Raw genomic sequence first — 14,405 nt, 5'->3', positions numbered from 1 at the left:
AATAAATTTTACGTGTGGGCGGGCCGGGGGTCCCCCGCGCCCGGCCCTCTTTGCCGAAACATGGGTGTTTAGCCGATGCCAAAACCTACCCGGTGCTTGGACTCAATACCCAGCTCCACAAAGCCAATTTGAGCCCCGGGAACTAGGGTTGTGGCGCCCTTGGAGTCGGTCAGTTCCAGCAGGCCTCCGGTCTGCAGAGCTTCTGCCACCTTAGCGCGAACCTGCTCGGCGCTTTCATCAGATTCGATAATGACCTGGGTGGGAACGTTCAGTACACCAATTTTGATTTCCACGGGATACTTCCTTCGGTTTGGGCCCACCTGGCGCGGGCTCTGGCAGTGTTCCTCAGTCTACGGCAGGGGAGCGGTGGCTCGTGGCAGGTTTCGGTCTGAGCTGACAAGCACGCGGGGTAGGCCCGTCTATTCCCAATCTTCGTCAATAATTGAGATGCCACCCCAGGCAAGCCGGAAAACAGCTCTCTCGGCAAGCGCTAGCTGCTCAGCAGAAGTTTCGGTGCCTACCACCATGTGAGCGGCGGCCTGCGTCATGCCGGTGAGCATGCGGGCAGTCATCATAGCTTCGCTAAAGTCCATGCCTGCATTGGGTGCCAGAACATGTGCGATGTGCTCAGCGATCCGGGTGTGCATGCCCTCGGTACGCTCTTGAACAGCAAAATCCGTCTGGATATCAGACTCAAAAATAATGCGGTAACCGACCACATTGGTGCGCGCGAAATTAAAGAAAGCCTCGATAACGCCTTTGACGCGTTCCTTGTTGACGTTGGTTCCGTGCAAGGGGCTAACAAGGTTTGTAAGGAGCAGTTCAATCTGTTCATCGAGAACAGCTAGGTAAAGTTCCCTCTTACCGGTGAAATGCTGATAGAGCACAGGCTTAGTGACCTGCGATGCCGAAGCAATATGATCCATGGTGGTGCAGTGGTAGCCCTGGGAAGCAAAAACGCGGGCCGCATTGCTAATTAGCTGTTGGCGACGTAAATCTTTGGGTAGGCGACTAATCCCGTTAGAATCGCCCTGAGCTGGCTGGTCGGGAAAGTATGCGGACATTGTGTGTGGCCGGACCTCTGGAACGGTGGATGTGGACAAGGCTAAAGCGGCCCTTGGCGTGGCCGCTCGCTAGGAGGCATCGGTTTGAGGCGATACCTCGTCAGCGGAGTTCTCTTGAACTTCGATGCCGTAAAGAGCTTCTAGCGCTGCCACGTATTCATCGGTCCTACCGTCACGTGCCAACTCACGGGCTCGAACGGTGGGCGTATGTAACAGCGACTTGACCATGCGACGCATGGCCAGCTCAAGCTGCTCGGTAGCGGCAGTGCAACCGTACTGGTTATGTACCTTCGCTACCTCGGCATCAAGCACACTCATGGTGTGTTGCCTCAGAGCAACAATAGCAGCGTCTACACTGCGAGCCTTCTCTTTGACGGAAAACTCGGCAGCTTCTTCGTCCACAATTGTGCGGGCAGTATTAACCGACTCCACGGTTTCTTCGGGGGCGGCCAGGCGCACCGACTCCAGCGTGATGAGCTCGACCTGGGGAAGATCAGCTACCTCCGGCGCAAAGTCCCTGGTCAGGGCCAGGTCGAGGATAACGCGCTTTCCTTCTGGAATCTCAATGGGAAGCATGGGTGAAGCGCCACCAGAGCACCCAATAATGATGTCCGCCTTTCGCATCTGCTCATGGAGCTGGCCGTGGGGGACGGCAAAAACGCCTCGTTTGTCGGCAAAAGTAGCTGCACGATGAGAACGCGAATAAATCCAGATATCGCTGGTTCCCCTGCTGTGCAAGGCCGCTACAGTCGCGCCAGCGTAGGCTCCGGTGCCAAAAACCAGCACCCGACGATCCTGCCAGGACTTCTCGGCCACCTCATCTGCCATATCAAGGGCAACAGAAACAATAGAACGACCGCGCGAACCCAGTAATGTGCGCTGGCCAACCTTACGAGCAGTCTGCGCGCCGTGGTCAAAAAGCCTGACCAGGTTGCCTGTAGCCCGCCCCTTATCTTGCGCTAAGGTAAGGGCCCTGCGAACCTGGCCGGTAATTTCGCGCTCGCCAACCACAGCGGACTCAAGGCCAGAAGCCACAGTGAAAAGGTGGTGGGCGGCATCGGCATTGACCAGAATGTCGAAGCTATTCTCAACGATGTCGTAGGAGAGGCCGGAACCTCTAGCAATCAGCTCAAAGATACGCTCAGCAACTGTGATGACATCGTTGCTGATGTTTTGCTCGGTAGCGCCCGGTTTGCTGGGGATTTCTGCGTAGAGTTCTAGCCGATTGCAGGTAGACAAAATAACCTCACCACGAACACCGGTTTTCTCAAGGTTTCGCTGAATTTTCTCAACTCCTTCGCTGAGAAAAGCCACGGTGGTGAGGTCAACAGAGCGATGCGATGCTACAAGGCTAAAAATGGTCACAACGTCTCTATCATAAGGGGGTAAATGAGCTTTATCGCTGACAGTCTGTCACTAAGGTTCTCAAAAGTGACCTGAAGTGTGCAAATATGGGGCAAAAGGTTCTTCGAAAGTTGTCAATTATTTATGCGTTTCCCTCGGCTAGCCCCTGTGAAAAGAAGCATCCACCCCTGCACCGGCGACTCAACGACAGTTTGTCTCTAAAGTTTTGGCATAAACTTGGCAGAATGGAAGATATGAGTCAGACCAATACCGCCCCCCTGCGTCAGCGCGCCCTACTTACCGATGAGCAGCTCGCCCATCTACCCACCCATCACCCTCTCAAAACCGCACATACCGGTGAGTCCGCCATGATTCGCACCCTCACCGGCCGCTCCGCAGATCACTCACCGGTCTGGTTCATGCGCCAGGCAGGGCGCTCCCTGCCCGAATACCGCCAGATACGCGAGGGAATCCCCATGCTTGATTCCTGCCTCAACCCTGAGTTAGCCGCTGAGATTACCCTCCAGCCGGTTCGCCGCCACGGTGTCGATGCCGCTATCTTCTTCTCTGACATCGTTATCCCCATGAAGCTTGCGGGTGTCGGCGTAGATATCGTGCCCGGGCGCGGCCCCGTCCTCGATGCCCCCGTGCGCACCCTTGAAGACATCAAAAATCTGCCCGAGCTTGAAGACTCAGCACTTGATCCCATCCGTCAAGCGGTAGCCCTAACTGTTGAACAGCTGGGGTCCACCCCGCTCATCGGGTTTGCCGGTGCCCCTTTCACCGTGGCCGCCTACATGGTCGAAGGCGGGCCCTCGCGCGACCACCTGCGCCCGCGCACCATGATGCATGCAAACCCAGAAGCCTGGGAAGCTCTGGGTCAGTGGGCCGCCCGCACCTCAGCCCAGTTCCTTGCCGCCCAGATCGAGGCTGGCGCATCGGCCGTCCAGCTCTTTGACTCCTGGGCCGGCTCCCTAGGCCAAGCTGACTACCGCCGCTTCGTCCAGCCCCACTCAGCTGCCACCCTGACCGCCATTGAGCACTACGGTGTGCCCCGCATTCACTTTGGTACCGGCACCGCCGAACTGCTACCGGCCATGCTCGAGGCCGGCGCAGACGTTATCGGCGTGGACTACCGTCTTCCCCTGTCTGAAGCCCAGCGCAGACTCGGCGGCGGCATTGTCCTGCAGGGTAATATCGACCCCGCCCTGCTAGCCTCAGGTTGGGATGCCTTGGCCGCACACACCGACAGCGTTCTTGAAGAAGGTCGTTGCGCCCCGGCCCACGTGGTCAACCTGGGACACGGCGTACCGCCCACCACCGATCCCACCGTACTAACCAGACTCGTCGAATACATCCACACCCAGACCCGCAAGGCTAGCTGAGGCAGGCAATGGCACAGGAATTACACGGCACCATACCGCAGAACACCGCCCTGGTGATTGGCGGTGGAGTCTCGGGCCTCTTAGCCGCCCGCCAACTCACCCAAGCCGGTAAAAAAGTGACTCTGGTGGAACGCGAAAGCCACCTGGGTGGCGCTGTCGGTGCCCACCAGCTTGCAGGGCTGGTGCTGGACTCCGGTGCTGAATCCTTTGCAACTCGCACCACAGCGGTCAAAGATTTGCTGACCGAGCTGGGCCTAGCTGACCGTATCGTCACCCCTCAGCCACGCGGTTCCTGGCTCTACCTGCCCCAGGGAGCTTTTCCCTCACCGTCCACCGGTGTGCTGGGTATCCCCGGTAGCTTTGATGACCCAGCCTTCAAAAAGATTCTGGACCGCTCCGGCTACCGGCGAGCCAAACTGGACATGGTTCTGCCCCGCTCCGCAGGTACCCACGCCAAAACGCTGGGCGACCTGGTCCGTATCCGCATGGGCCAGCAGGTTCTGGACCGACTCGTTGCTCCCGTCGTTTCGGGCGTTCACGCTGTGCACCCTGATCAGCTAGAAATTGCAACCATCGCCCCCGGCCTGCTTGAGGGTCTTAAAGAACTGGGATCCCTAGCTGCCGCGTCGGCCCGTATGCGGGCAGCCTCACCGGCAGGATCCCAGATCGCAGGCATCGAGGGCGGCATGAACCAGCTCTCCGAGGCACTGGTCGATGAACTGCTACGGCACCGGGTACGTATTGTGACCGGCTTTGACACCATCGCCGTTGACCGTGACCCCGTCACCGGCGCCTGGACTGCTATCCAGCGCCAGCCCGAATACGGCGAAAAGTCGGCCATGATTCACGGTGAACTCCTGGTGGTAGCAACCGATGCCCAAACCAGCATTCGCCTGCTCGGGCCTCACCTGCCTGCCTCGTCCTTACCTCCCATCACACCCGGCCCCGAGGTCGCACTGGTTTCCCTGGTCCTTGACCAACCAGCACTGGACTCAGCCCCCCGCGGAACCGGACTGCTAGTCAGCGAAGCCGTCACAACGGTCCGTGCCAAGGCTCTGACCCACGCCACCGCCAAATGGGACTGGGTGGCAGAAAAAGCGGGGGAGGGCCGCCACCTGGTCCGTCTCTCCTACGGGCGTGGTAAGGAACACGACACCTCACCCCTCTCAGAGCTAGCCTTGCACGATGATCAACTCGTTACCCTGGCCCTGCACGATGCCGGTCAGCTCCTGGGCGTTCCCATCAGTAAGAGTCAGCTGGTAGCCGCCGACGTAGTGCGCTGGCCAAGCGCCCTACCGGCTACCGCACCCGGGCACCGCCAACGGGTCGCCGGATTCCGCTCGGCTCTCGAAGACCTACCGGGAGCTACCGCAGTGGGAGCCTGGATCGCCGGCACCGGTTTAGCTGCCGTGACTGCAGACACACAAGCTCATATCCGCAGCTTTGCAGAACGCAAGAAGCCCACAGCATCCCACAAGGACTAACCCTCACACCCCAGGACAGAAAGGTCCCCTCAATGTCACATCCCACCGCACAGCAGGGCCACGGCACTACAGGCCACGGATCACACCCCGGCCAGCCCCAGAAGGTTCAGGGGCAGGTTCCCGGTGCACCCGCCGAGGGCGATTCCCAGCTCTACTATGCCCTCTACACCGTTTTCGCCCGCGACACCGCACCTGTAGCTGATGTAACCGGTGCTGCCGCCACCGCCGAACTCGAACAGCTCGAAGAAGCCCTTAAAGCAGAGGGCGTAACCCTGCGAGGCTTCTACGATGTCTCGGCTATGCGCGATAACGCAGACATCATGGTCTGGATTCACGGCGAGAAGCCAGAAGCCCTGCAAGCCGCTGTCCGTAAAATCCGCCGCACCGCCGCTTTCTCCGGCACCAAAATTGTCTGGTCCACCATGGGTGTTCACCGCGATGCCGAGTTCACCCGCCAGCACGCCCCCTGCTTTGCCAAGGGGATCGCTCCCGAAGCCTGGGTCTGCGTCTACCCCTTCGTACGTTCCTGGGACTGGTACTACATGAACGCCGAACGTCGTGCCGAAATGCTTAAGAACCACGGTATGAAGGGGCGGGACTTCCCCCAGGTCCTGGCCAACACTATCGCCACTTTCGGCCTGAACGACTACGAATGGGTCCTGGCTCTTGAAGCCCCAGAACTGGTAGATTTGGTCGATATGATGCGTCACTTCCGAAATACCGAGGCCCGCCTCTACGTCCGCGAAGAGACCCCCTTTTACACCGGTCGCCGTATCCCGGCGGCAGAGATTGTGCAGGTACTTGCCTAAATGACTACTCAAATTCCTCAAGATATTATTCCCAACCTGACCGACCCTAACAACACTGCATCTAACGGCCCCGCCACACTAGATCAGACTACTTTGGGTTCTTACCACGGCGAAGAGAATCTGACCCGCCCTCGCGCTTCGGTCCCTGTTGACTACGACCTGGTCATCCTTTCCTCCTTCGGCGGCCCCGAAGGCCAGGAGGATGTGATTCCCTTCCTGCGTAATGTTACCGCCGGGCGCGGTATCCCCGACGAACGCCTGGAAGAGGTAGCAACCCACTACCGCGCCAATGGGGGAGTCTCACCCATCAACGCCCAGAACCGTGCCCTGCTTGGGGCCCTCCAAGAAGCTCTGGCCGAAAAAGGCCCAGATATTGAAATTACCTGGGCTAACCGCAACTGGGATCCCTACGTGCCAGATGTAGTTGAAGATGCCTACCGGCGCGGTAAACGCAAAATCTTGGTCTTAGCAACCAGTGCTTACCCCGGCTACTCATCCTGCCGCCAATACCGGGAGGACTACGGCCTTGCCCTAGAAAAATTGGGCTTAGAAGGCAAGTTACAGATTGACAAGGTCAGGCAGTTCTTTGACACCCCCGGCTTTATCACACCCTTTGTTGAGGGACTAGTTGAGGGCCTCAAAGACGTACGCGCTCGCCTGACTCAGACCCAGAAACCTGCCGCCGGTAACGGTAAAATTCGTGTGATGTTCTGCACCCACTCGGTCCCTACCAGCGCCGCAAACGAAGCAGGCCCACGCGGGGTGGACTACGAAGGCGGTAGTGCCTATGTAGAAAAGCATCTGCAGGCCGCTCGCGCGGTTTTGTCCGGCGTTCAGCAGATTGACCCCGATCTGCTGGATAAGGTGGATTGGGAGCTGGTCTACCAGTCCCGTTCTGGCCCGCCCACCATGCCCTGGCTTGAACCGGATGTCAACGATGCCCTTGAGGCTCTCGAAGGTGCAGTAGATGGCGTGGTTCTAGTTCCCCTGGGATTCGTCTCAGACCATATGGAGGTCATGTGGGATCTTGATACTGAGGCTTTGGATACCTGCGAACGCCTCGGCTTTGTAGCCACGCGCACCCCGACCCCCGGCACTCACCCCGCCTATGTGGAAGGCCTGCGCCAGCTGATTGCTGAGCGTGTTGCCTCCACCGCTCCGGCTCAGGATGCCCAAGGCGTGCAAGAAGCCAGAGACAGTGTCTGCGGTGGCAAGGGTTGGTTTGACTTCTGCAATCCCAACTGTTGCAAATCTACCCGCCCAGGCTCTGAGAAGCCCGTGATTGCCAACTACACCGGCGACATCACCGGCGGAACCCGCTAAGAAAGCACAGGCACCGATTGGCTCCTTACCCTACTGGCCCCGGTTCCCGTCTAGGGGACCGGGGCAGGGTAGTCTAGAGGACCCAAAAAACAACGAGGATTCAGCGATGGTAGCTCAGCACTACAGGGTGGGCACACGAGGCTCAGCCCTGGCAACCACCCAGACAGCCTGGGCCGTGGAGCAGATACGCTCAGCAACCGGCCTAGTTTTGGACACCGTTACGGTGAAAACGGAAGGGGACGTCTTGACCGGCCCCCTATCGCAACTGGGTGGCACCGGTGTCTTCGCCGCGACCCTGCGTTGCCGCCTGCTGGAGGGGGAGGTTGATCTTGCCGTGCACTCCCTCAAAGATTTACCGAGTGCTCCCTGCCCAGGGCTAACCGTAGCCGCAACACCCCTGCGTGAAGACCCTCGGGATGCCCTGTGTGCTCGTGACGGACTGACCCTAGATACTCTGCCAGCCGGGGCCCGGGTGGGGACCGGCTCACCGCGCCGTGCCGCTCAGCTCTTGGCCCTGCGCCCCGACCTAACCATCGTCGATATTCGCGGCAATGTGGGCACCCGCCTGGCCCGGGTGGCCGGGAATGAAGCCTATGGGGTGGGCGCTCACGGCCTGCACGGCGAGAAGAAACTGGGCGCTATCACCGGTGACTGCGACGCTGTGGTACTGGCCGCCGCTGGCCTGCGCCGACTGGGCCTGGAAAAGACCATTACCGAGTACCTCGATACCGACCGGGTGCTCCCGGCCCCCGGGCAGGGCGCCCTCGCCCTGGAAATTCGTTCTAAGGAACTTGAGGGGGCGGAAAAAACTGCCTTGGGTACCGCTGTGCTGGCGGTTAACCACACTGAGACCCAGCTTGCTGTGACTGCTGAGCGTGCTCTGCTCCGTCGTCTTGAAGCCGGGTGCGCCGCGCCTATTGGGGCCTACGCTCAGGTCAAGAGCGGTCAGCTCGAACTTTCGGTGGCCGTTGCCGACCCCGCAGGAACCCAAGTCATGCGACATAGGGTAGCTACCGCCACGCTCAGCCCAGAAACCGCCTACGAGCTGGGGGTGCGTGCGGCTGAGGAATTACTGGCAGGTGGCGCTGCTGAGCTGGCAGGGTTAGGAGAACAAAAATGAGCACCTACCTGATTACCAGAACCCCTCATCAGGCCGCCGCTTTTACCCGTCAAGTCCAGGCCCACGACCCCGCCGCTCGGGTGCTGTGCGCACCCGTCCTCCAGGCGGTTGCCCGCCAACCTGAGGACTGGGAAGAAATCGCCTTTGCCCTGGTGCGCGGTGAGTTTTCCTGGGTCACTTTCACCTCTGCCAACGGGGTGCTGGGCCTTGAAAAACTGGCCCAAGAGATTGGTCAGCCCCTGGTTCAGCTCCTGGGAGCAGCCCAGATCGCGGCGGTTGGCCGGGCTACCGAAGCCGCCCTGACCGAACGCGGCCTGCTGGTTGATTTTGTTCCCCACACCCAGTCTGCCGCCGGCATGATTGAAGAATGGCTAATTGATGAAGAGTGGGAAGACCCCACCACCGAAAAGGTCCTGGCCGTGCAGGGTACTACCGCCAGCCCCGTCCTTGAAGATGGCCTGACCGATTACGGCTACACTGTTGCTCCGCTGGCCGTCTACGATATGGTGCCCTACCCGGCTGACCTGCCCCTAGCCGAACCCGAAGATACCCAGGATTCTCAGGCCCAGGACGATGCTGTGGCCCTCACGCTGGAGCAGGCCCGTGAAGCCCTGGCAGAAGTGGACGTTCTGGTAGCGACTTCACCCCTGCTCCTGAAAACCCTAGCCCGGTCGGTTGGTTTTGCCCTACCGCCCACCGTCGCTATTGGTGCCAGCACCCGGGCTGCGGCGGAGGCCCTGACCCAGCCTGCCCGCCCGCATAAGATTTCGGTAGCCACCAGCCCCGCCCCGGCAGACCTGGCAACTGCCGCCTTCTTAGCCTCCCAGTCCGCATCCTAGAGAGTACAAAACAGTGTTCCAGCCTTCATCCTTACCCGTCCGCCCCCGCCGCCTGCGCACCACTGCCCCCATGCGGGCGCTGACCGCAGAAACCGCCCTGACCCCTGCCAACCTGGTCCAGGTTCTCTTTGTACGCGACGGCATCGATGCCCCGGTCGCCATTGAATCCATGCCCGGCCAGTACCAGCACACCCTAGACACCGTCATTGGTGAGGTCCAAAAGGCCGTGGATGCCGGTGTGCGCTGTATCGACCTCTTTGGTGTTCCCCGCGACCAAGATAAGGACGCTATCGGCTCTGCCGCCTGGGCACCGGACGGCATTCTCAACCGCGCTATCGCCACTGTGCGCCAGCACTTCGGGGACTCCGTGGTGGTTATGGCCGACACCTGCCTGGACGAGTTCACCGACCACGGCCACTGCGGCCCGCTGACCACCGACTCCCAGGGTAATACCGTGGTTGATAACGATGCGGCGGTAGAGGCCTACTGCAAGATGGCTGTTTCCCAGGCACAAGCCGGTGCTCACACGGTCAGCCCCTCGGGCATGATGGACGGCCAAATCGCCGCCATGCGTACCGCCCTAGACCAGGCCGGCTTCACCGATGTCTCTATCCTGGCCTACTCCGCCAAGTACGCCTCTGCCTTCTTTGGTCCCTTCCGCGAGGCGGTAGGTTCCACCTTCACCGGGGACCGCAAGACCTACCAGCAGGATCCCGCCAACCGCCGCGAATCCCTCTACGAGGTTCAGCTTGATATTGAGCAGGGCGCCGATATGGTCATGATTAAACCGGCTACCGCCTACCTGGACATCGTGCGGGAGGTTACTGACTTCTCACCCGTGCCGGTGGCCGCCTACCAGGTCTCGGGGGAGTACGCCATGATTGAGGCCGCCGCCGCCGCTGGCTGGATTGACCGCAAGGCCGTAGCCCTAGAAGCCCTTATGGGGATTCGCCGGGCCGGTGCCTCCATTATCCTCACCTACTACGCCACAGAAGCCGCTTCCTGGTTGCGCCAGAAGGCCTAGCGGGTTAGCTTAGACTCAGACTCACCGGGGCGCTCTTGCCATACCGAGCGCGCCGTCCCCACGAAAGGAAGCCCGGTCAATGACCGTCTCTGAAGAACTTTTTGCCCGCTCCACCCAGGTTATTCCCGGTGGCGTGAACTCCCCGGTTCGTGCCTTTAACTCGGTGGGTGGCACCCCCGCTTTTATGGTGGAGGCGTCCGGCCCCTACCTGACCGATGCCGATGGCCACAACTATGTCGATTTGGTCTGCTCCTGGGGCCCAGCCCTGCTGGGGCACAAACACTCCGCCGTTATCGAGGCGGTGCACGCCGCTGTGGAACACGGCCTATCTTTTGGCGCTTCGACCGCCGCCGAAACCGAACTGGCCGAGCTGGTGGTCAACCGTATTAACGCTGTTGCACCGGGCACTATAGACCAGGTGCGCATGGTTTCCACCGGCACCGAAGCCACCATGACCGCTATCCGCCTGGCACGCGGCTACACCGGCCGCGACAAGATCATCAAGTTTGCTGGCTGCTACCACGGCCACGTGGACGCTCTGCTCTCCGAGGCAGGCTCGGGTGTTGCCACCCTCTCCCTGCCCGGCTCCGCAGGTGTTACCGCCGCAACCGCCGCCGAGACTATCGTCCTGCCCTACAACGACGAAGAGGCTGTACGCGCGGCCTTTGCCGCCCACCCCGGCCAGATTGCCGCCATCATCACCGAGGCCGCCCCCTGCAACATGGGCGTGGTGACTCCCGGCGAGGGATTCAACGCTTTCCTGCGCCAGGTCACCAGCGAGAACGGCGCTCTGCTGATTTTTGATGAGGTGCTGACCGGATTCCGCGTATCCTCTGCTGGCTACTGGGGCTACTCCGCTCCTTCCGAGGGTAACTGGGCCCCCGATATTTTCACCTTTGGCAAGGTTATTGGTGGAGGCATGCCCACTGCGGCTCTGGGCGGTAAGCGCCAGGTGATGGAGTATCTGGCACCGACCGGCCCGGTCTACCAGGCGGGCACTCTCTCGGGTAACCCGATTGCTATGGCCGCTGGCCTGGCAACGCTTAGGGCCGCCGATGAATCGGTCTACGCCACCATTGATGCCCGTTCGGCCCAGCTTCAGCAGGCCCTGACCGAGGCTCTGAATGCCGCCGGTGTAAACCACTCGCTCCAGCGGGCGGGCAACCTGTTCTCGGTTGCTTTTGGTACCGCTGAGACCGGTGTGCACAACTACGAGGATATTAAGAACTCGCAGACCTACCGTTACAATGCTTTCTTCCATTCCATGCTCAAATCCGGGGTCTACCTGCCCCCGAGTGCCTATGAGGCCTGGTTCCTCTCTGCCGCGCATGACGATGCGGCCATGGATCGGATTATCTCGGCCCTGCCTGCTGCAGCGGAAGCAGCTGCACAGGCTGTGGCCTAAAGGCTGAGAAATAGCCGGACCAGCTCAGGCGGGGCCTAAAGAAGCCCCGCCAAGCGCAGAAGCACCGCCAAGCGCAGAAGCCCCGTACCGGCGGAGCCCCGGTGCTGGGCTTCGTTTAGTTGAGAGTAAGCCTTAGTAGTTCTGGTAGGGTGATTTTCAGGAACGTACCTCCAACTGAGAAAGCCTAGCTAGTATGACGACATGACCACATGAAGTTAGAAATGATAGTTCTGTGGCCCAGCAACAGGCGACAGAACTGTCTTCACCAGCCCAGGCTTTGACCGCTGTAACTGCCCCAACTCGTGATACCGCCACTACTGTTACGGGTAACAGCACCGCTCATTCGTCGCTTGACTCGATGCTGGCTGCGGCAACAGAGATTGCCTGCGCGGTCCAGGATGCCGTGACACAAATAGGCACTATCTACCAGAATTTTGTGGATGCTGATATGGCTGGTGGCCGTTAAATGCCGGGCCCTGTGGATACCTGGCGTGGGGATATAAAACGCCTTGAGCTAGAGCATGATGATTTGCATCGGCGGGCTAAAAAGCTGGAGAACTTGATACAGGAGTTCGCTACGCACTTTTGGCAGACTCAGCATCTTGTTGACTCAGTTGCTCAAACCTACCGTGATAATCCTACTTTTGCCCGTTGCGCTGAGGACGTGTGTAGGGAGCGCCGGCAGATGATGGGCGCGCTTGAAAGTGCATATACAGAGTTGCGTGAACAGATCTCTGCTGTTCAGGGGGAGAAAGACAGCCTCCAAGAAAAAGTTAGTCGTGGCGCTGATAATGAAGCTCACTCTTCTAGAAAGTAGTACCTATGAGCATCGATATGTATGTGGAAGATTCAACTACTCAGGCAAATACTACGCACTCGACTGTGCTGTAGCTGGTAGATAGTTATGGCAAGCTTAAAATTGCTATTGATCGGTTCGCCCTGTGCCAAGAGTTACATTCTCAGACCTATTCGAGCGCTAAAAGGTATTTTACAGATGTTATTAAGCCCCTGGTTCAGGGCGGTGAGGTGCTGTCTGTGGCGGTGGGGGAGGCTGTGAAACGTTTGCCCCAGGAGTTCACAGCCCGGGTGTGTGGGCATTCTGTTAAAGAGTCGGAATTGCTTGAACAGATTGCCCAGGTGGGGGCGAGCATCACACAGGAGCAAAGGCTCCTGGGGCAGCTTAAAGAGGATGAGCTGTTGAAGAAGATAGCCGTTCAGACCAATCTATCTGCTTTGTCTGGAGTGCAGATGGGGTTGGAGGGTCTTCTACAGCGATTAAGGGATTTTAATGCCTCTTCCTCTTCGCTGTTTAGCGATATTGATGCTGTGCATACGGCGATTGGCAGGGGGCTTGTTGTCGCCCGGTCTGCTTTTAAGGCGGGTTCTAATACTTTTGTGTTGCCGAATGATATGACATGGGCTGATGATATTCGCGGTGCTGTGGCTCGCTACGATGAGGAGCTTTTCGTGCGCGAGATGGCTGATAACTACGGATGGGATGAGGCAAAGGCTCGGTGCTGGTACCCCTATAAGTCCCAGTACGGTTACAAGTGCTACGAGATTTCATTGATGGCCACTGTGCGTGATGGTATTAGCAAGAAGTTTCCAAATTTGAGCCAGGAGCAGCAAGATTATTTATGGCTCCGGATCATGGGTGGCGCTACGTACGGCCCAGATAGTTTCAAGCAACAAGCTAAGTGGGATGCGACTGCAGGCCCTTTGAGCGCTAAGCCCTATTATCTATTTGTTGCGTATTCTTTAAATCTGCTACCAGTACCAGGCGTTTCAGCCATCGCTCTACCAGCTGATGCGTATATTTTAAGTACGCCCCCCTTCTATACTTCAGATATTAGGAGTATTTATAGATCGCTGGGATTAGATGCTGAGCAGGCAAACCAGCTTTATTATGAATTAAGGTTGCAGCATCAGTTTTCTGGGCAGACAGGGGATATATACAGTGCTGATTTAAAAGCCCCGAATGAATTATATAAGTATCAAGAAGTTAAAGCTTCAATGGAAAAAGTTTACGGTCCTATGACTGATGAAGAGTTTGATAGACGGTGGGATAGCAGGGTCTCCCGTTACAGACGCGGTAGTGACTTTACCCATCAGTTGATCACTACGGCCACGGAGCGCTATAGGGGGCAGGACCAGGGGATAGCTGATAATTCCGTTAATGCCCTATCAGATGTTTTGGCCCAGAAAACATATGGTGCCGATGTAAGAGGGCTCTCCGGTTGGATTGGAGATGTAACCGATAAGGCAGGTCCTGATCCGTCCATTGGAGATGCAAATTATAGGGCGGACCTGGATGCTGTCAATATTAGTAGGCTCATTGATGCTACGGGGCTTCCCTACCAGGTGGTACAGGCGCAGTACTACAGCGAGCTTCAAGCGGGCACCACAAACCGTGCCCAAGAATTTAATTCGCATATCAGTATCAGTGACATTAAGCATCAGGTTTATTCTATGGTTCCAGAGAAGTACTCAACAGAGAGTGAAAAGCTGCAGTATTTGAAAGAGACATACCCTCAGTCGTATAACTTTTTAAGGTCTGTGGAAAAGCTCGATAATCATATAGTCGACTATGCCAAGCAGGAGGGGTAGA

General features: G+C 58.4%; 14 protein-coding genes. 11 read left to right on the top strand and 3 right to left on the bottom strand.

All coding sequences use genetic code 11. The features are described from left to right. Window positions 1-68: 68 nt before the first annotated feature. From ACN082_RS09345 to ACN082_RS09335, 3 genes are all read right to left on the bottom strand, one after another. Window positions 69-293 (bottom strand): DUF3107 domain-containing protein, encoded by a 225-nt coding sequence (locus ACN082_RS09345; protein ID WP_419100590.1) that lies wholly within the window; start codon window positions 291-293, stop codon window positions 69-71. A gap of 126 nt (window positions 294-419) precedes the next feature. Continuing rightward, window positions 420-1,064 carry a TetR/AcrR family transcriptional regulator gene (locus ACN082_RS09340; RefSeq protein ID WP_419100589.1) on the bottom strand — a complete coding sequence of 215 codons (645 nt, stop codon included), beginning with the start codon at window positions 1,062-1,064 and terminating at the stop codon, window positions 420-422. A gap of 69 nt (window positions 1,065-1,133) precedes the next feature. Continuing rightward, window positions 1,134-2,429, bottom strand: a complete 1,296-nt coding sequence (locus ACN082_RS09335; protein ID WP_419100588.1) for a glutamyl-tRNA reductase — start codon at window positions 2,427-2,429, stop codon at window positions 1,134-1,136. 233 nt (window positions 2,430-2,662) lie between these two features. On the opposite strand from ACN082_RS09335, the gene hemE reads away from it, so the two are divergent. From hemE to ACN082_RS09280, 11 genes are all read left to right on the top strand, one after another. After that, window positions 2,663-3,793 (top strand): uroporphyrinogen decarboxylase, encoded by a 1,131-nt coding sequence (hemE, locus tag ACN082_RS09330; protein ID WP_419100587.1) that lies wholly within the window; start codon window positions 2,663-2,665, stop codon window positions 3,791-3,793. An 8-nt stretch (window positions 3,794-3,801) separates the two neighbouring features. After that, on the top strand, window positions 3,802-5,277 hold the full coding sequence (hemG, locus tag ACN082_RS09325) for a protoporphyrinogen oxidase (protein WP_419100586.1): 1,476 nt from the start codon (window positions 3,802-3,804) through the stop codon (window positions 5,275-5,277). Between the two features lie 32 nt (window positions 5,278-5,309). Continuing rightward, the gene (hemQ, locus tag ACN082_RS09320; RefSeq protein ID WP_419100585.1) at window positions 5,310-6,086 is read left to right on the top strand and encodes a hydrogen peroxide-dependent heme synthase; all 777 of its coding nucleotides are present in this window, start codon (window positions 5,310-5,312) and stop codon (window positions 6,084-6,086) included. Then, on the top strand, window positions 6,087-7,409 hold the full coding sequence (locus tag ACN082_RS09315; RefSeq protein ID WP_419100584.1) for a ferrochelatase: 1,323 nt from the start codon (window positions 6,087-6,089) through the stop codon (window positions 7,407-7,409). A 106-nt stretch (window positions 7,410-7,515) separates the two neighbouring features. Then, window positions 7,516-8,529, top strand: a complete 1,014-nt coding sequence (hemC, locus tag ACN082_RS09310; RefSeq protein ID WP_419100583.1) for a hydroxymethylbilane synthase — start codon at window positions 7,516-7,518, stop codon at window positions 8,527-8,529. Then, window positions 8,526-9,368, top strand: a complete 843-nt coding sequence (locus ACN082_RS09305; RefSeq protein WP_419100582.1) for a uroporphyrinogen-III synthase — start codon at window positions 8,526-8,528, stop codon at window positions 9,366-9,368. The genes hemC and ACN082_RS09305 overlap by 4 nt, the downstream gene beginning before the upstream one ends. A 13-nt stretch (window positions 9,369-9,381) precedes the next feature. Then, window positions 9,382-10,392, top strand: a complete 1,011-nt coding sequence (gene hemB, locus ACN082_RS09300) for a porphobilinogen synthase (RefSeq protein WP_419100581.1) — start codon at window positions 9,382-9,384, stop codon at window positions 10,390-10,392. Between the two features lie 79 nt (window positions 10,393-10,471). After that, window positions 10,472-11,797, top strand: coding sequence for a glutamate-1-semialdehyde 2,1-aminomutase (hemL, locus tag ACN082_RS09295; protein ID WP_419100580.1), 1,326 nt, complete (start codon window positions 10,472-10,474; stop codon window positions 11,795-11,797). Between the two features lie 232 nt (window positions 11,798-12,029). Beyond that, window positions 12,030-12,263, top strand: coding sequence for a TIGR04197 family type VII secretion effector (locus ACN082_RS09290; protein WP_419100579.1), 234 nt, complete (start codon window positions 12,030-12,032; stop codon window positions 12,261-12,263). A 12-nt stretch (window positions 12,264-12,275) separates the two neighbouring features. After that, window positions 12,276-12,614 carry a DUF3958 family protein gene (locus ACN082_RS09285; protein WP_419100578.1) on the top strand — a complete coding sequence of 113 codons (339 nt, stop codon included), beginning with the start codon at window positions 12,276-12,278 and terminating at the stop codon, window positions 12,612-12,614. A gap of 299 nt (window positions 12,615-12,913) precedes the next feature. After that, the gene (locus ACN082_RS09280) at window positions 12,914-14,404 is read left to right on the top strand and encodes a hypothetical protein (RefSeq protein ID WP_419100577.1); all 1,491 of its coding nucleotides are present in this window, start codon (window positions 12,914-12,916) and stop codon (window positions 14,402-14,404) included. Window position 14,405: the final 1 nt, after the last annotated feature.

The sequence above is a fragment of the Rothia sp. CCM 9417 genome (assembly GCF_048513575.1).
Lineage (GTDB): Bacteria > Actinomycetota > Actinomycetes > Actinomycetales > Micrococcaceae > Rothia.
The sequence above is the reverse complement of the archived record's forward strand: the minus strand, read 5'-3'. Positions and strand labels throughout refer to the sequence as shown.

Bases quoted from the DNA above. Each gene is read 5' to 3' on its own strand.
- ACN082_RS09340 (WP_419100589.1), bottom strand. From the start codon at position 1,064: ATGTCCGCATACTTTCCCGACCAGCCAGCTCAGGGCGATTCTAACGGG.
- hemE (WP_419100587.1), top strand. From the start codon at position 2,663: ATGAGTCAGACCAATACCGCCCCCCTGCGTCAGCGCGCCCTACTTACC.
- hemG (WP_419100586.1), top strand. From the start codon at position 3,802: ATGGCACAGGAATTACACGGCACCATACCGCAGAACACCGCCCTGGTG.
- hemQ (WP_419100585.1), top strand. From the start codon at position 5,310: ATGTCACATCCCACCGCACAGCAGGGCCACGGCACTACAGGCCACGGA.
- ACN082_RS09315 (WP_419100584.1), top strand. From the start codon at position 6,087: ATGACTACTCAAATTCCTCAAGATATTATTCCCAACCTGACCGACCCT.
- hemC (WP_419100583.1), top strand. From the start codon at position 7,516: ATGGTAGCTCAGCACTACAGGGTGGGCACACGAGGCTCAGCCCTGGCA.
- ACN082_RS09305 (WP_419100582.1), top strand. From the start codon at position 8,526: ATGAGCACCTACCTGATTACCAGAACCCCTCATCAGGCCGCCGCTTTT.
- hemL (WP_419100580.1), top strand. From the start codon at position 10,472: ATGACCGTCTCTGAAGAACTTTTTGCCCGCTCCACCCAGGTTATTCCC.